Origin of the sequence: Jatrophihabitans sp. (assembly GCF_035474675.1) — a bacterium.
Classification (GTDB): Bacteria; Actinomycetota; Actinomycetes; order Mycobacteriales; family Jatrophihabitantaceae; genus Jatrophihabitans_A.
This window is the reverse complement of the sequence record NZ_DATINC010000160.1, coordinates 1-19,854: the sequence shown is the minus strand read 5'-3', so window position 1 is coordinate 19,854 and position 19,854 is coordinate 1. Positions and strand designations below refer to the sequence as shown.

At 71.8% G+C, this 19,854-nt stretch carries 20 protein-coding genes and 1 tRNA gene; 10 read left to right on the top strand and 11 right to left on the bottom strand.

The window, feature by feature from the left end; genetic code table 11:
* Positions 1-17 precede the first annotated feature (17 nt).
* Both VLJ82_RS18890 and VLJ82_RS18885 read left to right on the top strand, forming a co-directional pair.
* Entirely contained in the window at positions 18-1,106 is a 1,089-nt protein-coding gene (locus VLJ82_RS18890) for a branched-chain amino acid aminotransferase (RefSeq protein WP_408664911.1), read from the top strand.
* A gap of 1 nt (position 1,107) precedes the next feature.
* Positions 1,108-1,857, top strand: a complete 750-nt coding sequence (locus tag VLJ82_RS18885; protein WP_408664910.1) for a maleylpyruvate isomerase family mycothiol-dependent enzyme — start codon at positions 1,108-1,110, stop codon at positions 1,855-1,857.
* 64 nt (positions 1,858-1,921) lie between these two features.
* Here VLJ82_RS18885 and VLJ82_RS18880 read toward each other — a convergent pair whose 3' ends face one another.
* Entirely contained in the window at positions 1,922-2,488 is a 567-nt protein-coding gene (locus VLJ82_RS18880; RefSeq protein ID WP_408664909.1) for a hypothetical protein, read from the bottom strand.
* 317 nt (positions 2,489-2,805) lie between these two features.
* Here VLJ82_RS18880 and VLJ82_RS18875 point away from each other — a divergent pair, with 317 nt between their 5' ends.
* Positions 2,806-3,048 carry a helix-turn-helix transcriptional regulator gene (locus tag VLJ82_RS18875; RefSeq protein WP_408664908.1) on the top strand — a complete coding sequence of 81 codons (243 nt, stop codon included), beginning with the start codon at positions 2,806-2,808 and terminating at the stop codon, positions 3,046-3,048.
* A 60-nt stretch (positions 3,049-3,108) separates the two neighbouring features.
* Positions 3,109-3,182 (top strand) — tRNA-Gly (locus VLJ82_RS18870).
* A gap of 41 nt (positions 3,183-3,223) precedes the next feature.
* On the opposite strand, the gene VLJ82_RS18865 is transcribed toward VLJ82_RS18870, so the two are convergent.
* The 5 genes from VLJ82_RS18865 to VLJ82_RS18845 form a co-directional block, all read right to left on the bottom strand.
* Complete coding sequence (locus VLJ82_RS18865; RefSeq protein WP_408664907.1) at positions 3,224-4,009, bottom strand: LLM class F420-dependent oxidoreductase; 786 nt, start codon at positions 4,007-4,009, stop codon at positions 3,224-3,226.
* 9 nt (positions 4,010-4,018) lie between these two features.
* Positions 4,019-4,918 (bottom strand): hypothetical protein, encoded by a 900-nt coding sequence (locus VLJ82_RS18860; RefSeq protein WP_408664906.1) that lies wholly within the window; start codon positions 4,916-4,918, stop codon positions 4,019-4,021.
* A gap of 151 nt (positions 4,919-5,069) precedes the next feature.
* Positions 5,070-5,336, bottom strand: a complete 267-nt coding sequence (locus VLJ82_RS18855; protein WP_408664905.1) for a hypothetical protein — start codon at positions 5,334-5,336, stop codon at positions 5,070-5,072.
* Between the two features lie 203 nt (positions 5,337-5,539).
* Positions 5,540-6,754, bottom strand: a complete 1,215-nt coding sequence (locus VLJ82_RS18850; RefSeq protein WP_408664904.1) for an ATP-binding protein — start codon at positions 6,752-6,754, stop codon at positions 5,540-5,542.
* A 100-nt stretch (positions 6,755-6,854) separates the two neighbouring features.
* The gene (locus tag VLJ82_RS18845; protein ID WP_408664903.1) at positions 6,855-7,343 is read right to left on the bottom strand and encodes a MarR family winged helix-turn-helix transcriptional regulator; all 489 of its coding nucleotides are present in this window, start codon (positions 7,341-7,343) and stop codon (positions 6,855-6,857) included.
* Positions 7,344-7,455: 112 nt separating this feature from the next.
* Here VLJ82_RS18845 and serA point away from each other — a divergent pair, with 112 nt between their 5' ends.
* The 3 genes from serA (at position 7,456) to VLJ82_RS18830 (ending at position 11,675) form a co-directional block, all read left to right on the top strand.
* On the top strand, positions 7,456-8,667 hold the full coding sequence (gene serA / locus VLJ82_RS18840; protein WP_408664902.1) for a phosphoglycerate dehydrogenase: 1,212 nt from the start codon (positions 7,456-7,458) through the stop codon (positions 8,665-8,667).
* 221 nt (positions 8,668-8,888) lie between these two features.
* Positions 8,889-10,790 (top strand): acyl-CoA dehydrogenase, encoded by a 1,902-nt coding sequence (locus VLJ82_RS18835; RefSeq protein ID WP_408664901.1) that lies wholly within the window; start codon positions 8,889-8,891, stop codon positions 10,788-10,790.
* A 63-nt stretch (positions 10,791-10,853) separates the two neighbouring features.
* Positions 10,854-11,675, top strand: a complete 822-nt coding sequence (locus VLJ82_RS18830; protein WP_408664900.1) for a tyrosine-protein phosphatase — start codon at positions 10,854-10,856, stop codon at positions 11,673-11,675.
* A gap of 38 nt (positions 11,676-11,713) precedes the next feature.
* On the opposite strand, the gene VLJ82_RS18825 is transcribed toward VLJ82_RS18830, so the two are convergent.
* Positions 11,714-13,516, bottom strand: coding sequence for a thioredoxin-like domain-containing protein (locus VLJ82_RS18825; protein ID WP_408664899.1), 1,803 nt, complete (start codon positions 13,514-13,516; stop codon positions 11,714-11,716).
* A 135-nt stretch (positions 13,517-13,651) separates the two neighbouring features.
* Here VLJ82_RS18825 and chrA point away from each other — a divergent pair, with 135 nt between their 5' ends.
* Together chrA and VLJ82_RS18815 are read left to right on the top strand one after the other, a co-directional pair.
* Complete coding sequence (gene chrA, locus VLJ82_RS18820) at positions 13,652-14,815, top strand: chromate efflux transporter (RefSeq protein WP_408664898.1); 1,164 nt, start codon at positions 13,652-13,654, stop codon at positions 14,813-14,815.
* 78 nt (positions 14,816-14,893) lie between these two features.
* On the top strand, positions 14,894-15,604 hold the full coding sequence (locus VLJ82_RS18815; protein WP_408664897.1) for an MOSC domain-containing protein: 711 nt from the start codon (positions 14,894-14,896) through the stop codon (positions 15,602-15,604).
* 140 nt (positions 15,605-15,744) lie between these two features.
* Here VLJ82_RS18815 and VLJ82_RS18810 read toward each other — a convergent pair whose 3' ends face one another.
* Entirely contained in the window at positions 15,745-15,891 is a 147-nt protein-coding gene (locus tag VLJ82_RS18810; RefSeq protein WP_408664896.1) for a hypothetical protein, read from the bottom strand.
* 268 nt (positions 15,892-16,159) lie between these two features.
* Here VLJ82_RS18810 and VLJ82_RS18805 point away from each other — a divergent pair, with 268 nt between their 5' ends.
* Complete coding sequence (locus VLJ82_RS18805) at positions 16,160-16,663, top strand: glutathione peroxidase (protein WP_408664895.1); 504 nt, start codon at positions 16,160-16,162, stop codon at positions 16,661-16,663.
* Between the two features lie 7 nt (positions 16,664-16,670).
* On the opposite strand, the gene VLJ82_RS18800 is transcribed toward VLJ82_RS18805, so the two are convergent.
* The 3 genes from VLJ82_RS18800 to VLJ82_RS18790 all read right to left on the bottom strand — a co-directional run.
* Positions 16,671-18,086, bottom strand: coding sequence for a dihydrolipoamide acetyltransferase family protein (locus VLJ82_RS18800; protein ID WP_408664894.1), 1,416 nt, complete (start codon positions 18,084-18,086; stop codon positions 16,671-16,673).
* A 90-nt stretch (positions 18,087-18,176) separates the two neighbouring features.
* Positions 18,177-19,151 (bottom strand): alpha-ketoacid dehydrogenase subunit beta, encoded by a 975-nt coding sequence (locus VLJ82_RS18795; RefSeq protein WP_408664893.1) that lies wholly within the window; start codon positions 19,149-19,151, stop codon positions 18,177-18,179.
* A gap of 151 nt (positions 19,152-19,302) precedes the next feature.
* Positions 19,303-19,854 (bottom strand): thiamine pyrophosphate-dependent dehydrogenase E1 component subunit alpha (locus VLJ82_RS18790; RefSeq protein ID WP_408664892.1); only part of this gene is annotated, 552 nt, incomplete at its 5' end.

Here is a 19,854-nt window from a genome sequence, read left to right as displayed (position 1 = left end):
AACTAGAATGACCGACCATGGCCCTTTCTGTGCAGCGCAACCCCCATCCGCGCTCGGAGGCCGAGCGGGCCGCCGCGCTGGTCGACCCCGGCTTCGGGCAGTTCTTCACCGACCACATGGTCTCGATCGAGTGGACCGCCGACGGCGGCTGGAACGCCGGCGCGGTGCTGCCCTACGGCCCGCTCTCGCTGGATCCCGCTACCAGCGCCCTGCACTACGGCCAGCTGATCTTCGAGGGCCTCAAGGCCTACCGCCAGCCGGACGGCTCGATCGCCACCTTCCGGCCGGAGGCCAATGCCGCACGGTTCGCCCGCTCGGCCCACCGGCTGGGCATGCCGCAGCTGCCGGCCGAGCTGTTCCTGGAGTCGGTCCGGGCCCTGGTGGAGGCCGACCAGCAGTGGGTGGACTCGGCACCGGAGTCCTCGCTCTACCTGCGCCCGACCATGATCGCCACCGAGGTGGGGCTGGGCGTCCGGCCGTCCAACGCCTACACCTACCTGCTGATCGCCTCCCCGGTCGGGCCGTACTTCCGCAGCGGGGTGAAGCCCGTGACGGTGTGGCTGTCGACGGAGTACACCCGGGCGGCACCGGGCGGAACCGGGGACGCCAAGTGCGCCGGCAACTACGCCGCCTCGATGATCGCCCAGGCGCAGGCCCAGCAGCAGGGCTGCGACCAGGTGGTCTGGCTCGACGCGGTGGAGCACCGCTACGTCGAGGAGATGGGCGGCATGAACCTGTGCTTCGTCTACGGCAGCGGCCCGGACGCCCGGCTGGTGACGCCGAAGCTGACCGGCACGCTGCTGCCCGGCATCACCCGGGAGTCGCTGCTCACCCTGGCCCAGGACCTCGGCTACCGCTCCGAGGAGGACATGATCAGCGTCGAGGAGTGGCAGGCCGGCAACGCCAGCGGCGAGCTGACCGAGGTGTTCGCGTGCGGCACCGGCGCGGTGATCACGCCGGTCGGCCACGTCAAGGGCGCCGCCGCGGAGTGGACGGTCGGCGACGGCAGCCCCGGCCCGGTGACCATGCAGCTGCGCAAGGCGCTGCTGGACCTGCAGACCGGCCGGGCCCCCGACCCGCACGGCTGGATGTACCGGCTCACCTGAGGTGGACGCCGGCGGCTACCTCGACGAGCTGCAGCTGCAGGGACGGCTGCTGCGGTCCTCGGCGCACCAGTGCCCGCTGTCGGCCGCTGTGCCGTCCTGCCCGGGCTGGACGGTGGCCCGGCTGCTCGGGCACGTGACCAGGGTGCACCGGTGGGCGGTGTCCATCCTGCGCGGCGGCCGGCCGGACGCCTTCCAGTTCAGCCCGCCCGAGGACGAGGCCGAGCTGTTCGATGCCTACGACGCGGGACTGGCCCAGCTGCTCGACCAGCTGCTCGCCACCCCGGACCGGGCGGCGATCTGGACCATCACCCCGGCCGCGTCGGCGAAGCTGTTCTGGGCCCGCCGGCTGGCCCACGAGACCGCCATCCACCGGGTGGACGCCCAGCTGGCGGCCGGCTTCGGCGTCCAGGGCTTCGAACCGGCCTTTGCCGTGGACGGGATCGAGGAGCTGCTCACCGGCTCGGGTGCCGCCCGCTTCGACCGCAGCCGGCTGCCGGGTGAGCGGAGCATCTCGCTGACCCCGCTGGACTCCAACGCGTCCTGGACGCTGCTGGTCGGCCCGCAGCTGCTCAGCTGCCGTCCGCAGGCCGTCGACGACGCGGACCTGAGCGTGTTCGGCCTGGCCAGCGACCTCTACTGCTGGGCCTGGAACCGGGCCGGCACCGAGGAGGTCAGCCTGCGCGGCGACCTGGCGCTGGCCGACCTGTGGCGGCAGGACTTCCGGGTCAACGCCCGCGCCCAGTCCGCCTAGCCCCACCCGGCCGGACGGGTGCGTCGTTGCACCGAACCCGGGGCGTCCTTGCACCGAAGCCGGATCAGCCCGGGCCGTCAGCCGGTTTGCCGGCGGTCTTGGCGGCCGGCTTCTTCCCCAGGTGGTCCGCCGGCCCGGTCACCAGCGAGGCGGCCACCCGGTCGGCGAGGTCCCTGCGGCCGGAGGCGTAGAGCCGCTGGATGTAGCTTTCCACCTCGGCCCGTTCGGCCTCGCTCAGCGGCGACTGGCCGGGCTGCACGTCCGGAACCGGCTCCGGTTCGGGAGGCGGTGGCTCCTCGTCCTCGTCGACCGGGCTGACCGTCGCCTTGATGAATGCCTCCAGCGCTCGCCGCTGCGGGTAGTTCAGCCGGTTCGCCTCGACCGGCGGCACCCACGGTTCCTCGGCACCGGTGGACAGGTTGGCCGCGGCGCGCAGCTCGACCACGGTCACTCCGGGCAGGACGGCGGCGAACGCTTCCAGCACGTTCTCGGCAGGGCTTCTCGGGTGGCTGCCGGCCAGATATCGGTATACGGTCGCACGGTCGAGCGTACCGCTGAGCGCCTCTACCAACTGGGGCTTCTGCCAGCCCTCAGGTAGGTGCTCGTTGAGGTATTCCGACAGCGTGCTCAATACGGTGTTCCTTCGGTGCTTAAGCCGAGACGGCAAGCGTCAGCGTAGAGGGCGCGCTTAACAAAGAACAGCTCTTGCTTGTGCAAGTTGTCCTGATTACGATCATGTCGCTGGTCGCTAGCGACAATAGACAGTATAGACCGGGTTTAGACAAACTGCCTAGTCGTTGAATCATTGTTGTTATCGGCCTCCCACTGACATGACTGCATCGATGACTGCAGGGCGGCCACGCGGGTGGCACTGCCCGGACACTGCACGAGGGGACATCATCATGACTACGTCGTCCACGTTCTACCTGCGGCCTTGGTGAGCGCGCGATGCAACTGCGCAGCCGCCAGACTCTGATCGACTTCCTCGAGGCCGCAGGCCTGTCCGAGCGCCAGCTGGCGCGCGCGGCGGGCCTGGGACACGCCACGGTCAACCACCTGTTCACGGGCCGGCGGACCACCTGCTCGCTGGCCACCGCTCGAGCCATCGAGCGGGTTTTCGACTGCGGTCCCGGGGTGCTGTTCGCGCCGGACACCGACGCCGACTGGATGCAGCTCAGTCACAGCGCCTGATTGGGTTGGACGCCGCGTGGCGTTCGCTACCATGATGGAGCGGTTGCGCCGGTAGCGCACGCGGGTGTAGCTCAATGGCAGAGTTTCTGCTTCCCAAGCAGACGGCGCGGGTTCGATTCCCGTCACCCGCTCCACCTCCTCAACTCTGCCCTGAGCATGCCCCCGGCCGGTTGGCCTACAGGCTGTCGCGCCAGGCCACCCAGTCGCGTACCGCGCCCAGGTCGTAGGACGGCCCCCCGAGGCCGACCGTGAACAGCCGTGCGCCTGCTTCGACGAATGCCGGGCCCACCTGGTCCGGCGCGCCGGACGGTACACCAACCGAGCGCTCGATCTCGGTGAAGTCCCGGCCGAGCTCGGTGCACCAGCCGGCCAGCACCTCGGATTTGCGGGTGAAGGTGTCCAGGTCGGAGAAGGAATGCCAGATGTCGGCATGCCGGGCGACCATCCGCAGCGTCTTGCGCTCGCCGCCGCCACCGATCAGCACCGGGATCTTGCGGGTGGGAGCCGGGTTGAGCTGCGCCCAGCGCTGCTCGATCCGGGGCAGCGCCTCGGCCAGCTGGTCCAGGCGGGAGCCGGCGGTGCCGAAGTCGTAGCCGTAGGCCTGGTAGTCCTTCTCGAACCAGCCCGAGCCGATCCCGAGGATCAACCGCCCGTCGCTGACGTGGTCGACGGTGCGGGCCATGTCGGCCAGCAGGTCGGGGTTGCGGTAGCTGTTGCAGGTGACCAGCGCGCCGATCTCGATCCGCGAGGTCTGCTCGGCCCAGGCGCCCAGCATGGTCCAGCACTCGAAGTGCTTGCCCTCGGGCTCACCGTAGAGCGGGTAGAAGTGGTCCCAGTTGAAGGCGATGTCGACACCGAGCTGCTCGGCCTCGGCCACCGCCCGCCTGATCTCGGCATAGTCGGCGTGCTGCGGCTGGAGCTGGACGCCGATGCGGACTGCGGAAACGGCAGAAGTAGTCATTCCGGAACGCTATCGCGAGTAGCGGGGCGGTTGTCGAACTCCGGCTGCCGCCTGCTGCAGCTCTCCGGCGAGCTGCTCCTTGCGCATCCGCAGGTCGACGTAGAGCAGCGAGTCCAGGCTGGCCTGGAACGGCGCGGTGAAGGTCGCCGCCAGCCCGGTGCCGATCGCGGCGATCACCAGGTAGGCCCACGACAGCGACCCGTCGCCGCCGACGCCGAGCAGGCCGGTGGGCTGGTCACCGGTCACCGCGGCGGCGATCACCCCCATCAGGGCGCTGACCACCGCGGCCAGCACCGAGGAGATGCCGAAGCCGAGCGCCCGGATTCCCCAGACCCGCCAGAAGGTGCCGCGGACCAGGGCACGTGAGCGTCCCAGCGCCCCGCCGATGCTGCGGTTCTCGATGATCAGCGCCGGTACCGCGACCGCCCAGATACCCCACAGCCAGATGCCGGGCGCCAGGCACAGCGCGAGGCCCAGCACCTCCAGCAGGCCGATCAGCAACGAAAGCAGCACCAGCCGCCAGACCCGGGACCGCACCTTCGACCAGATCAGGTCCAGCCCGGCGGTCCGGCCGACGACGTCCTCGGTGACCACCACCACGACCATCCCGGTGAGCACCGCGGCGAAGATGCTGGCCAGCAGCGAGAGCCCGCCGGCGCTGCCCAGGAGAGTGGCCAGCTGGTCCCAGTGCACCACCGGATGCGCGGGATCGCTCTGGTCGATGGCCTGCTCGCCGTGCAGGTCGGCATAGCGCTGGATGATCAGCGCGACGACCGCCTGAACCGCCGCCGCCGCGGCCGACAGCCCCAGGACGGTGCGGGCGTTGCGCCGGATCGCGGCCACCGCGCCGCCGAGGATCTCGCTGACGTCCAGCGGGCGCAGCGGGATGCAGCCGGGCTTGGGGGCCATCGCGCGGTAGTACGGGTGGGCCGGCGGAAACCCTCCGTACGGCGGCTGTACCACGGCTCTCCCCCGTTCGGCGTGCGGCGCGGACGCGGCAGAGCCTAGCGGGCGGGCACCCGAGCGGGAGCCGGACAGCCCGGGGTCAGCGGGCCCGGGGTCAGCGGCGCAGCGCGGCCTGCAGGACGAGGGCGCCCACGCCCGCCGCCAGCGCGGTGAACACCAGTACCGACAGCACCACCACGAAGTCGAGGAAGCGGTCGTTGGCCGCCGCCGCGGAGCCGGCCCGCTCGGCGCGGGCGTAGCGGCGCTGCCGGCGGGCCGAAGCCCCGATCGGATCCGGCTGCGGCGCGGCCTCGCCCGGGCCGCGCGCCGCATGCGTACGGGGCAGGCGGCGGGCTCGCCACTGGGCAACGCTGAGTGTCACCCCTCCACCATCGGGTGCCCAGCCGGGGCAGCAAAAGCGCCGAGTTCGAACTGCAACCTAGGCGTGACCACTCAGCTACACCCGCAACCTGGCCGACCCGTCGGGTTCAGCCGCCGTTCCGCGGCCGGCCATCGCGGCTAGGCTTCGCTAGCGGTTTCTAGCGAAAGTTCTAGATGGCTGGATAGAAAGCCATCGAGCGGTGGTCAGTCGAGCTGCTGCGCTCGCAGGTAGCGCCCGAAGTGCGGCACCGTGAAGGCGATCCGGCCGCGGGCGCCGGAGTAGATCAGCCCCTTCTTCAGCAGCGCGTCCCGGGCCGGCGACAGCGACTGCGGCTTGCGGCCGAGGTACTCCGCGACCGCCGCGGTGGGCACCGACTCGGGCTCGCTCGCCTCGGCGCCGGGCGGGCCGGACCGGGCGGTGGCCGCCATGCCGTGCAGGTACTCCCGCTCGGCCGGGGTGGCCCGGTCGAACCGGGAGCCGAAGAAGCCCACCGCGAGTTCGGCCTCGGCCAGCGGCGCCGCCACCCGGACGTCGGCGGCGGTGATCGGCGAGCCGGGCGCGACGTCCCACACCGCCTTGCCGTAGGCCTGCAGGAAGTAGGGGTAGCCGGCGGTGATCTCATACATCGCGGCCAGTCCCTCGTCGGTGAACTCCGCGCCCTCGTCGCGGGCCGGGGCCTGCAGCGCCTGGTCCGCCGCGGCCCGGTCCAGCCGGTCGATGCGGGCGTAGCGGAACAGCCGCTCGCTGTAGGACTTGCTGGCCGACAGCACCGCCGGCAGGTGCGGCAGCCCGGCGCCGACCACCACCAGCGGCAGCCCGTTCTGGCTCAGCTCGTGGCAGGCGGCGCACAGTGCCGAGACGTCGGCGGGCCCGAGGTCCTGCATCTCGTCGATAAAGATCGCGATCCCGTGCCCGGTGTCGGCGGCCAGGCCGGCCACGTCGCCGAACAGTTCCACCAGGTCGATCTCGATGTCGCCGGAGTCGGCCCGTCCGGGTACCGCGGGCGCCTCGATGCCGGGCTGCCAGCGCTCGCGCAGCTTCGTCCCGGGGGCGTCCTTCTGCGCGAAGGACCGCAGCACCCCCAGCACGTGCTCGGTGCCGCCGGCCGGGCCGGCCCCGCCCAGTTCCCGGATCGCTACGTGCAGCGCGGCGGCCAGCGGCCGGCGCACCGGCTGGTCGGGACGTGCCTCCAGCTTGCCGGTGCCCCAGCCGGCCCGCACCGCGGCCGAGCGCAGGGCATTGAGCAGCACCGTCTTGCCGACGCCACGCAGCCCGGTCAGCACGATGGAGCGCTCCGCCCGGCCCCGGGCCACCCGCTCCAGCACCACGTCGAAGGCGAGCAGCTCGGCGTCCCGGCCGGCCAGTTCCGGTGGGCGCTGGCCCGCTCCGGGAGCGTAGGGATTGCGCACCGGATCCATGGCTTGGACCGTATCCGGTTGTCTAGGCCAGACCCGAGATTGGCCGATACACCGCGATCGTGTCGCGCCGGACCAGACCCGGCACCAGACCGACGCTGCTCTAGACCGGGCGGGCTGGCAGGTCGGCCTCGCAGGTGCTGGCCAGCAGCACCTGGCCGATCTCACCCAGCGCCTTGAGCTGCTCGGGGCTGAGCCGGTCGATCAGGTACCGGCGGACCGCCGCCACGTGCCCGGGGGCGGCCGCCTCCACGACGGCGAAGCCGGCGTCGGTGAGCTGGGCGAGCTGGCCGCGCCGGTCGGTGGGGCAGTCCAGCCGGCGTACCCAGCCGCGCTCCTCCAGCCGGGCCACCGCGTGCGAGAGCCGGCTGCGCGAGGAGCGGGTGGCCTGGGCGAGCTCGCTCATCCGCAGCGTCCGGTGCTCGGCCTCCGACAGCGGGATCAGCACCTCGAAGTAACTGTGCGGCAGGTTGCTGTCGGCCTGTAGCTGCCGGTCCAGGACGTCCATCAGGGCCCGCACGCCGTCCACGAAGGGTCGCCAGGCGGCCTGCTCCTCGGCGCTGAGCCAGCGCGGTTCGGTCATGTCCCCCATCCGGTGTCCGCCTCGGCAGCCGGGCCTGGGCTCACCTTAGCCGCCGTCCGGGAGGTCCGCCTGTTCGCGCGGGCCACCCGGCCCGGCCGCACCGGCCGTTAGACTCGTCCGGGTGCATGCCAGCCCGATCCGCGCCCTGCTGCTCGAACAGATCCATTCGGAGGCAGTCGAGCGGCTGCAGTCGGCAGGGGTCGAGGTGACCAGCCTGGACCGGGCGCTGGACGAGGCGGAACTCATCGACGCGGTCGCCGGCATGCACCTGCTCGGCGTCCGGTCCAAGACCCACGTCACCGGCAGGGTGATCGAGGCCGCTCCGCAGCTGCTGGCCGTCGGAGCCTTCTGCATCGGCACCAACCAGATCGACCTGCACTCGGCCACCGAGCACGGGGTGACGGTGTTCAACGCGCCGTTCTCCAACACCCGCAGCGTGGTGGAGCTGGTGATCGCCGAGCTGATCGCGCTGACCCGCCGGCTGACCGAGAAGAACGAGCTGATGCACGGCGGCATCTGGGACAAGTCCGCCACCGGGGCGCACGAGGTGCGCGGCCGGACGCTGGGCATCGTCGGCTACGGCAACATCGGCACCCAGCTGTCGGTGCTGGCCGAGAACCTCGGGATGCGGGTGCTGTTCTACGACACCGCCGACCGGCTGGCGCTGGGCAACGCCCGCCGCTGCGAGACCCTCAAGGAGCTGCTGCACGACGCGGACGTGGTGACCCTGCACGTCGACGGGCGGCCGGAGAACCGCAACATCTTCGGCGCCGCCGAGTTCGCCGCGATGCGGGAGGGGAGCCTGTTCCTCAACCTGTCCCGTGGCTTCGTCGTCGACTACGCGGCGCTGCGCGGGGCCATCGAGTCGGGCCACATCGCCGGCGCCGCGGTGGACGTGTTCCCGGTCGAGCCGAAGGGGCGCGGCGACGAGTTCGTCTCCGAGCTGCGCGGGCTGCCGAACGTGATCCTGACCCCGCACATCGGCGGTTCCACCGAGGAGGCCCAGCAGGACATCGGCCAGTTCGTGGCCAACAAGTTCCTCGACTTCGTCACCGAGGGCTCCACGTCGTTGTCGGTGAACATGCCGGCGCTGGGGCTGCCGCGCCGCAAGGACACCCTGCGGCTGGTGCACCTGCACCGCAACGTGCCCGGCGTGCTGGCCCGGGTCAACGGCATCCTGGCCGAGGCGCAGGTGAACGTGGAAGCCCAGCTGCTGGGCACCCGCGGCGACGTCGGCTATCTGGTCACCGACAGCGTCAGCGGCACCACCCAGGCCATCGTCAACCAGATCCGCGCGATGCCCGAGACGATCCGGCTCCGCGTCCTGGTCTGAGTTCCGGCCAGCCGGTCGGTCCAGGCGCCGTAGTAGGTGTTGATCGTCCCGTGCTGCGGGTCCTGGCACTTCGCCGGTCGCGAGGTGCGGCGGAGGTCCGCCGGCGGATGGCAACGCCCGAGAAGGCGGCCGATCCGGGAACGGTCAGACTGGGCAGTTGCGACACCTACTCGTGAGTAATAAGCTGAACCTACTGACCGGTAACAAGGAGATCAGCCGCAATGGGCCACTACAAGAGCAACCTGCGTGACATCGAGTTCAACCTGTTCGAGGTGCTCGGGACCGGCGAGCGGCTGGGCAGCGGCCCGTTCGCCGAGCTTGATGCCGACACCGTCCGCGGCATCCTGGCCGAGGTGCGCACCCTCGCCGAGGGCCCGCTGGCCGCCTCCTACGCCGACGCCGACCGCAACCCGCCGGTGTTCGACCCGGCCACCAACTCGGTCACCATCCCCGAGTCGTTCAAGAAGTCCTACGCGGTCTGGCAGGACGCCGAATGGTGGCGGCTGGAGACGTTCCCCACGCTGGGCGGCACCCTGGCACCCCGGTCCCTGATCTGGTCGATCGCCGAGATGGTGCTGGGGGCCAACCCGGCGATCTGGATGTACAACTGCGGCCCGGCCTTCGCCAACATCATCGACCAGCTCGGCACCGCCGAGCAGCGCAAGATCGCGCAGCTGATCATCGACAAGCGGTGGGGCGCCACCATGGTGCTGACCGAGCCGGACGCCGGCTCCGACGTCGGCGCCGGCCGCACCAAGGCCATCCGGCAGGACGACGGCAGCTGGCACATCGAGGGCGTCAAGCGCTTCATCACCTCGGGCGAGCACGACATGGCCGACAACATCATCCACTACGTGCTGGCCCGCCCGGAGGGTGCCGGCCCCGGCACCAAGGGCCTGTCGCTGTTCCTGGTGCCGAAGTTCCACTTCGACTGGAACACCGGCGAGCTGGGCGAGCGCAACGGCGTGCTGGTCACCGGTGTGGAGCACAAGATGGGCCTGAAGGTCTCCACCACCTGCGAGGTCACCTTCGGCGAGAAGGCCCCGGCCCGCGGCTGGCTGCTCGGCGAGGTGCACGACGGCATCGCCCAGATGTTCAAGGTCATCGAGCACGCCCGGATGATGGTCGGCACCAAGGCCTACTCCGAGCTGTCCGCCGGCTACCTGGCCGCCCTGGACTACGCCAAGACCCGGGTGCAGTCGGCCGACCTGACCCGGGCCACCGACAAGACCGCGCCGCGGGTGACGATCATCCACCACCCGGACGTCCGCCGGCAGCTGATGCTGCAGAAGGCCTACGCCGAGGGACTGCGGGCGCTCGCGCTCTACACCGCCAGCATCCAGGACCGGATCCAGGTCGCCGAGTACGAAGCCACCGGTGACGCGGCCGAGGTGCCGGCCGGCGGGCTGGCCGACGGCGGCCCGCGCCGCTCGGCCAAGCGGGAGGACCCCAGCACCGACGAGCGGCTCAACGATCTTCTGTTGCCGATCGTGAAGGGGGTTGGCTCGGAGCGCTCCTACGAGCAGCTCGGCCAGGCGCTGCAGGTCTTCGGCGGCTCGGGCTTCCTGCAGGACTACCCGCTGGAGCAGTACATCCGGGACAACAAGATCGACTCGCTGTACGAGGGCACCACCGCCATCCAGGGCCAGGACTTCTTCTTCCGCAAGATCGTCCGGGACAAGGGCGTCGGGCTCGGCGCGCTGTCGGCCGAAATCCAGGCCTTCCTCGACTCGATCGCCGAGGAGGGCCGGCTCAAGGTCGAGCGCGAGGCCGTTGCCCGGGCGCTGACCGAGGTCGGCACCATGGTCGGCGCCATGATCACCCAGCTCACCTCGGCCCGCGACGACATCCGCAACGTCTACAAGGTGGGGCTGAACACCACCCGGCTGTTGATGTCGTGCGGCGACCTGGCGATCGGCTGGCTCTTGCTGCGCCAGGCCACGGTGGCCCTCGCCGCGCTCGACGGCAACGGGCTGTCGGCGGCGGACCAGGCCTTCTACGAGGGCAAGCTGGCCGTCGCCCGGTTCTTCGCCGTCACCGTGCTGCCCGAGCTGGTGGCCCGCCGCAAGGTGGTCGAGTCCACCGACAACGCGATCATGGACGTGGCCGAAGAGGTCTTCTGACCCAGCCGGAGCACCCCCGCGGCCGGCCGGAGGAGTTCCGGCCGGTTGGCTAGGGTTGGCTGCATGACGGTGGACGGGGCGAACTGGATCCAGCTGCAGGGCGCGGTCAACGCCCGTGACGTCGGCGGGCTGCGCACCGCCGACGGGCAGCCGATCCGTACCGGCGTGCTGATCCGTTCGGCGAGCCTCGGCCACCTCACCGACGCCGACGTCCGGCACCTGGTCGGTGACCTCGGGGTGCGCCGGGTGGTGGACCTGCGCACCGACATCGAGGTGGACCGGGACGGCCCCGGTGCGCTGCACGACCAGCCGGACGTGGTCGTGCACCACCTGTCGCTGTACCCCGACACCCTCGACGTCACCGACCGGGCGGAGCTGCCGGCCGGCCCGCGGCAGGACCGGACCGACCCGCTGCCCTGGCAGGGTGAGCGGCTGGCCACCGGCCACAGCCCGGTGGTGGCGGCCTACCTGCGGTACCTGGAGCAGCGGCCGGACTCGGTGGTGGCCGCGCTGCGCGCCATCGCCGAGCCGGACGGCGCCACCCTGGTGCACTGCGCGGCCGGCAAGGACCGCACCGGCATGGTGGTGGCGCTGGCCCTGGCGGTGGCCGGGGTGCCGCGCGAGGTGATCGCCGCCGACTACGCCCACACCCAGAGCCAGATCGAGGCCATCGTCGGCCACCTGGCGCGCAGCGACCTGTACGGCTTCGAGGTCGGCCAGCCGGACAAGATTCCGCCGGCCTCGGCCGCGGTGATGGTCGCGGTGCTCGAGGCGATCGACTCCGACCTCGGCGGGGTGCTGGGGTGGCTGGCCCGGCACGGCTGGACCGCCGCCGACACCGACCGGTTGCGCGCCAAGCTGCTGGACGAGCCGGCCGGCGGCTGACCCGAGGCGGTCGGCGGCTAACCCGGGGCGGTGGGCAGCTAGCCGAGCAGCATCAGCACCAGCTCGGCGTCGCCTGAGCCGGTGATGCGGACCGGCACGCCCCAGTCCTGCCGGGACAGGTGGCAGGCGGGGTGTTCGGTAGCCGGGTCGTCGTCGCAAGAGGCCGCCTGGGCGGTCACGTGCAGCACGCCCTCGGTGCCGGGCGGCCCGGCCAGCACCAGCGTCCGGGCCAGCTCGGTGCCCGAGCCCGCCCCGTCGGCCAGCAGCTGCGGCGGCGAGGAGCTGACCGTCAGCTGGGTGGACGGCCCGTACCGCTCGTCCAGCTTGCGTCCGGGCGGCGGGACGAACGGCACGGTCAGCTCCACCTTTCCGGCGGCCAGCTCGGTGACCGGCCGGCGGGTCTGCAGTGCGGTGCCCAGCACCTGCTGCAGCCGGCCGGCAGTGACCGGCCGGACGATCCGGTGGGCGGCCGACTCCACCACCAGCAGCTCGCCGTCGACCACCAGCAGTCCGGACGGCTCGGCCAGCTCGCCGGCCAGCGTGCCGACCTCGCCGGTGGCCGGGTCGTAGCGGCGGATCGCGCCGTTGTAGGTGTCGGCGATCGCGATCGAGCCGTCGTCCAGCACCGCCAGACCCAGCGGGTGCTGCAACCGGGCCTGCCCGGCGGGGCCGTCCCGGTGGCCGAAGTCGAACAGGCCTTCCCCGATCGCGGTGTGCAGCTGGCCGGCGGCGTCGAGGTAGCGCAGCGCGGAGTTCTCCGAGTCGGCGAACCACACCCGGCCGCCCTGCACCGCGAGCCCGGACGGCTGGGCCAGCCAGCCGTCGGCCGCCGGGCCGTCCTTCAGGCCCTCCACGGTGGTGCCGGCCAAGATGCCGACCGCCCCGGTGCGCGGCTGCCAGCCCAGCAGCAGGTGCACGCCGGCCGCGGCGACCACCACCTGGTCGAGGGCCGGCCACCAGGCCACGTCCCAGGGCGAGAGCACCGGCGGGACCGGGCCGGTCACGGTGCTGGTGCCGGCCAGCCCCGCCACCAGGTCCACGGTGTGCACGATCCGGCCGTCGGCGGACCGGACGCCGCGCAGCTGGTGGTTGGCGGTGTCGGCCACCACGACGTCGAAGCCCAGTTCGGCGGCCAGCTCGTCCGGCAGCCGGGTGAGCCCGTTCGGCTCGGCCAGCCGCTGGCCGTCCGCGCCGCGCTCGCCGGAGCCGACCCGGCGGCGCACCGTGACGCCGTCCAGCTCGGTCTCGATCAGCTGGTGGTGGCCGCTGTCGGCGATCAGCAGCCCATCCTCCAGCCGGATCGCCTTGGCCGGAAAGCTCAGCTCGCCCGGTTCCGGCTCGGGCGCCCGGTAGGGGTTGTCTCCCCGGCGCAGCGAACCGTTGGCCTCGTGCCGGGCGATCAGCTCCGAGATCATCCGCGCCAGCCCGCTGGCCTGGCCCTCGCCGGCGGCCTGGGCGACCACATAGCCGTCCGGGTCGATCAGCACCAGGGTCGGCCAGGCCCGGACGGCGTACTGCTGCCACAGGTGCAGTTCCGGGTCGTTGAACACCGGGTGCGCCACTCCGTACCGCTCGGCGGCCGCGGCCACCGCCCGGTCGGACTTCTCGTGCTCGAACTTCGGCGAATGGACGCCGATGATCACCAGCTCGTCGCCGAAGTCGTGCTCCAGCGTCCGCAGCTCGGAGATCACGTGCAGGCAGTTGACGCAGCAGAACGTCCAGAAGTCCAGCAGCACGATCTTGCCGCGCAGCTCGCGCAGGCTCAGCGGAGCCGCCACGTTGAACCAGCTGCCGTCGGGGAACTCCGGAGCCCGCACCCGGGCCTGCTTCGCCGTTGTCATGCGCACAGCATCGCAACCGTTGCGGCCCCGGCGCTGTTCCCCCCAAGCCGCGGGACGCCCGCCATCCCTGTCGGGAACTCGACCTCCGGCCGAGATGCCTCAAACTGGCCCGATGGCGTTGATCGGGGCTGGCGCGTGACGGCCGGGACGGCACAGGTCAGCCTCGCCACGGTGCTGCGCGAGTGGGGCCGGATCGGCTGTGTCGGGTTCGGCGGCCCACCGGCACACATCAAGCTGCTCCGTGAGCTGTGCGTCGAACGGCGGGGCTGGATCAGTGCGGCCGAGTTCGAAGACGCCATCGCGGCCTGCAACCTGCTGCCCGGCCCGGCCTCGACCCAGCTGTCGATCTTCTGCGCCTGGCGGGTACGCCGGCGCCTCGGTGCGGTCGTCGGTGGCCTGGCGTTCATCGGCCCTGGTCTGGTGCTGATCCTGGCGCTGTCGGCGTTGTTCCTGGCCGGCTCACCGCCGAAGTGGGTGCTGGGGGCCGGCGCGGGCGCGGGGTCGGCGGTCGCGGCGGTCGCGGTCCAGGCCGGCTGGGATCTGCTGCGCCCGAGCTGGCAACGCCGCCGCCGGACGATCCGATGGATCGCGTACCTGGTGGCCGGGGTGGTGGCGGCCGCGACGGTCGGGGCCTGGTTGGTGCTGGTACTGCTGGGCTGTGGCCTGGCCGAGCTGGTGATCGAGCGCCCGTACCGCCGTCCGACCGGGGACGGCGGTCACGCTTCCGTCGCGGTGGGCCCGGCCGCGACCGCGGCGTTCGGGATCAGCACCCTGGGTGCGCTGGCGTGGGTGGCGTTCAAGGTCGGCGCGCTGTCCTACGGCGGCGGGTTCGTGATCATCCCGCTGATGCAGTCCGACGCGGTGGACCGCTACCACTGGGCCACCGCCCACCAGTTCCTCAACGCGGTGGCACTCGGGCAGATCACTCCCGGTCCGGTTGTGCACACGGTGGCCGCGGTCGGGTATGCCGCCGCCGGGGTGGGCGGCGGGCTGCTTGCCGCCACGGTCGCGTTCAGCCCGTCGTTCGCATTCGTCCTGCTCGGCGCGGCCCATTTCGACCGGCTCCGCGGCAACCTGGTCGTGCGGGCGTTCCTGGGCGGCGCCGGCCCGGCCGCGATCGGCGCCATCCTGGGCTCGGCGATCCCGCTGGCCGGTGCCCTGTCCGAGGGCTGGCAGTTCGCCGTGCTCGCCGGGGCGGCGTTGCTGCTGCTGGCGTTGCGCCGCGGCGTGGTCCTCACCCTGCTCGCCGCGGCGGCGGTCGGGGTCGTGGTGGCCGTCGCTGGCGGGCCGCTGCCTTAGCAACCCCGTGGTGCTGGCGCCCGGGCGGATGCGGCACCCTGGGGGCATGCGACTGACGACCGGCTGGCGGCCCGCCGCATGACCGACCAGCTCGGCACCGTGGCGATGCTGGCGCGCTATCCGGTGAAGTCGATGCGCGGCGAGCGGCTGGACCGCGCCGAGCTGCGCCCCTACGGCATCGCCGGCGACCGGGAGTGGGCGGTCTACACCGCCGACGGCGGCATCGGCAGCGGCAAGTCCAGCCGCCGGTTCCGCCGGGTGGACGGGCTGCTCGGCTACCGAGCCACTCTGGATGCCGCCGGCTCGGTGCCGCTGATCGAGTCGCCGGACGGCGAACGCTGGCGGGCCGACGACCCGCAGGCCGCCGAGCAGCTCAGCGCCCGGCTAGGCCGGCCGCTACGGCTGGACCGCGAGGGCGAGATCCAGCACAAGGACGACTCGCCCCTGCACCTGGTCAGCACTGCGTCGCTGCGGGCGCTCGGCGAGCTGCTCGGCGAGCCGGTGGACGTCGACCGGTTCCGTCCGAACCTGCTGCTGGAGGTTGCGGGTACCGACTTCGTCGAGGACGGCTGGACGGGCCGCGAGCTGCGACTGGGCAGCGGGGTGGTGGTGCGGCTGGGTGCCGGCATGCCGCGGTGCGTGATGGTGGACATGGCACAGGGCCCGCTGGGCCCGGACGGCCGGATCCTGAAGGTGCTGGCGAGCGAGCGGAACCTGCTGCTGGGCGTCAAGGCCGAGGTGGTGCGGCCGGGCACCGTGCGGCTCGGCGACCCGGCCGTGCTGGCCTGAGCGCCGGGATAAGCCTCTCAAACACGAAACGGCCCGCCCGGTATCTCTAGGCGGGCGGGCCGTGATGGTGCGTTCGTGCGAAACCGCGGACGGACGGACGCGGCGCCGTTGCCGCGTGCGCCGTCAGTCCGCGCGCAGCGTCAGCGGTTGAAGTGCGGCTGCGCGTGGTAGTTCTGGTGGGCTGCCATCGCGAGCAGCTCGCTGCGCATCGCCGGGGAGGCGCTCAGCAGCGCGCGCTCGTACTGCTTGTAAGCCCGCCGGGCGCGGATCTTGCGCGTGATGTCCATTTCGAGCTCCCTTACTGCCTTACGGCCTGATGAGTGACGTCGTTGTCTTCTTCATCGGGGCTGGGGCCTGGCTGTCCGGGCGACTCGTTTCCGCTTCGTTCGTCCAGCTTGGTCTTGCTGCCTCGATCTGTTAGTCATCTTACTTGACTTCCCTAATAAAGCAAGTCCGATGACCACATCCGGCCTAACATTGCCCGCCTCGGTGATATTCCACGGCTTCGCTGTCCGGGCTGCGGGGTAGCGAGCGGGTATGGCTAGGCTTGGGCGCATGTCACTCTCGGATGTGCAGATCGCCCCGCTCACCGCCGACAGCCCCGGCTCGGAGCAGGCCAGCCTCGCCCCCCGGCCCGGCGTGGCCACCCTGGTGGTCAACGTCGCCTCCAAATGCGGGCTGACCCCGCAGTACGAGGGCCTGGAGCGGTTGCAGAAGCGCTACGCCGACCGCGGCTTCACCGTCCTCGGCGTGCCGTGCAACCAGTTCGCCGGCCAGGAGCCGGGCAGCAGCTCCGAGATCGCGCAGTTCTGCTCGGCGACCTACGGGGTGAGCTTCCCGCTCACCGAGAAGGTCGAGGTCAACGGGCCCGGCCGGCACCCGCTGTACGCCGAACTGGTGGAGGTCCCGGACGCCCAGGGTTACACCGGCGACATCCGGTGGAACTTCGAGAAGTTCCTCATCGGTCCGGGGGGCACCGTGGTCGCCCGGTTCGGCCCGCAGACCGAGCCAGAGTCCGACGAGGTGGTCTCGGCGATCGAGGCCGCGCTGCCGGACTGACCCGCCGTCAGAGCAGCGCCAGGCCGGGGTCGCGCAGCACCGCCGCCACGTCGGCCAGGAACTCCGAGCCCTGCTGGCCGTCCACCGAGCGGTGGTCGAAGGACACCGCGAGCTGGGTGATCCAGCGCGGCTCGATCCGCTCGTCGTCCCCGGTGCCGACCACCCACGGCTGCCGCCGGACCGCGCCGAAGGCCAGGATCGCGGCCTCGCCGGGGTTGAGGATCGGGGTTCCGGTGTCGACGCCGAACACCCCGACGTTGGTGATGGTGAAAGTGCCGCCGCTCATGTCGGCCGGTGCGGTCTTGCCGGACCGGGCGGTGTCGGTCAGGGTGCCGATGGCCTGGGCCAGCTCCAGCAGCGACATCGACTCCGCGCCCTTGATGTTCGGCACGATCAGGCCCCGGTCGGTCGCTGCCGCGATGCCCAGGTTGACGTAGTGCTTGACCACGATCTCGCCGGCCGCCTCGTCCCAGGTGGAGTTGATGATCGGGGTGCGCCGGGCCGCCCACAGCACCGCCCGGGCGACGAACAGCAGCGGCGAGACCTTGACGCCGGCGAACTCGCGGCGGGCCGCGACCCGCTTGCGCAGCTCCATCATCTCGGTGACGTCGACGGTGATGAACTCGGTGACGTGCGGCGCGGTGAACGCCGAGGACACCATCGCGGCAGCGGTGTGCTTGCGCACGCCCTTGATCGGGATCCGGGTCTCGGACCCCCGGGCCGGCGCCGCGGCCGCGGCCGGGGTGCTGACCGCCTGCTGGATGTCCTCGCGGGAGATGGTGCCGTTCGGCCCGGTGGCCACCACCGTGCTCAGGTCGACGCCGAGGGTCTTGGCGAGCTTGCGGACCGGCGGCTTGGCCAGCACCGTCCTACTCGGGTCGATCACCGCGGTCGCCGCGCCGGCGCTGGAGGTCAGGTTGAACGCCTCGTTCGCGGTGGGTGCCGGGGTGTCGGACGACGGGTGGGCCCGCTTGCGGCGCCGGCCACGCTCGCCGGACACGCCGTAGCCCACCAGCACCGCCTGCCGCTCGGCCCCCCGCCGCTCCTGCTCCGCCTCGGTCAGCGGCAGCTCCGGAGTCGGGATCAGGTCCTCGGCCGCCCCGCCGACCGGCGTCTCAGGAGCTGCCGGCTGGCTGGCCGGCGGCGGGCTGGCGGGTGACCCGCCGGTCAGCTCGCCGCTGCCCACCTTGAGCGTGATGATCGGCTGCCCGACGTCGACCGTGGCGCCTTCGTCGAAGTGGATCTCGTGTACCACGCCGGCGTACGGCGAGGGCAGCTCGACGGCGGCCTTGGCGGTCTCCACCTCCACCAGCACCTGGTTGACGACCACCGAGTCACCGACCTTGACGTCCCAGCGCAGGATGTCGGCCTCGGTCAGGCCCTCGCCCACGTCGGGAAGTTTGAACTGCTTCAGCTCAGCCACGGTGCTGTCTCCTGGGAATTCGGGCTCGTACGCGCACCGGATCGGCCAGTACCGGCCGGCGGCGCTCGGTCGCCATCGTAGGGAAGCGGGCTAGTAGGCCAGCGCGCGGTCCACGGCGTCGAGGATCCGGTCGACGTCGGGCAGCCACTCCTCCTCGACCCGGCTGGGCGGGTACGGGGTGTCGAAGCCGCCGACCCGCAGGATCGGCGCTTCCAGGGAGTAGAAGGCGCGCTCCTGCACCCGGGCCGCGATCTCGGCCCCCATGCCCAGCGTCACCGAGGCCTCGTGCACCACCACCAGCCGGCCGGTCTTCTGCACGGACTCCACGACGGTGTCGGTGTCGATCGGCGACAGCGAGCGCAGGTCGACGACCTCCAGCTCCGAACCGTCCTCCGCGGCAGCCCGGGCCGCGTCCAGCGCGGTGGCGACCATCGGGCCGTAGGCGACCACGGTGGCATCGCGGCCGGGACGGACCACGTGTGCCTTGTGCAGCGGTGCCGGGGTGGCGTCGGTGTCCACGTCGCCCTTGGCCCAGTACCGGCGCTTGGGCTCGAAGAAGATCACCGGGTCGTCGGACTCGATAGCCTGCCGCAGCATCCAGTAGGCGTCGGACGGGTTGGAGCAGGTCACCACCTTCAACCCGGCGGTGTGGGCGAAGTAGGCCTCCGGCGACTCGGAGTGGTGCTCGACCGCGCCGATGCCGCCGCCGTACGGGATCCGGATGGTGATCGGCATCCTGACCTGGCCGAGGGACCGGTTGTGGAACTTGGCGAGCTGGCAGACGATCTGGTCGAAGGCCGGGTAGACGAAGCCGTCGAACTGGATCTCGCACACCGGCCGGTAGCCCCGGATCGCCAAACCCACCGCCGAGCCGACGATGCCGGACTCGCCCAGCGGGGTGTCGATCACCCGGTCCTCGCCGAAGTCCTTCTGCAGGCCGTCGGTGATGCGGAAGACGCCGCCCAGCTTGCCGACGTCCAGGCCCATCACCAGCACCTTGGGGTCGGCTTCCATCCGGTTGCGCAGCGCCGCGTTCAGCGCCGCGGCCATGCTCATGGTCGTCATCGGGCTCCTCCGCTCTTCGCGCAAGCGCTCATCGCCGACTTCGCTCCGCTCCTCGCTGCGCTGCGATGCTCGCTCATCTCGAATCGGCTCTTCGCGCGAGCGCTCATCGCTGACTTCGCTCCGCTCCTCGCTGCGCTGCGATGCTCGCTCATCAGTGACCCGCCCCCTCGAAGGAGTTGAGGTAGTCGGCGTAGCCGTCCCGCTGCTCGGCCAGCTCGTCGGTGAGCTCGACGTAGACGTGGTCGAACGGCGACAGCGGCCCGGGGTCCTCCAGGTTCCGGCAGGCCTCCCGGATCCGTTCGGCCAGCGCCTCGGACTCGGCGTCCAGCGCGTCGAAGAAGTCCTGGTCCACCCCGGCCTCCCGCACCAGGTAGGCCCGCACCCGCTCGATCGGGTCCCGCAGCCGCCAGGTCTCCAGCTCGTCCGACAGCCGGTAGCGGGTTGGGTCGTCGGAGGTGGTGTGCGCGCCCATCCGGTAGGTGTAGGCCTCGATCAGCGTCGGCCCCTGCCCCGAGCGGGCCTCGTCCAGGGCCAGCCGGCTGACCGCGAGGCAGGCCAGCACGTCGTTGCCGTCCACCCGGATGCCGGGGAAGCCGAAGCCGGACGCCCGCTGGAACAGCGGCACCCGGCTCTGGCGCTCGACCGCCTCCGAGATCGCCCACTGGTTGTTCTGGCAGTAGAAGACCACCGGCAGGTTCGCCGC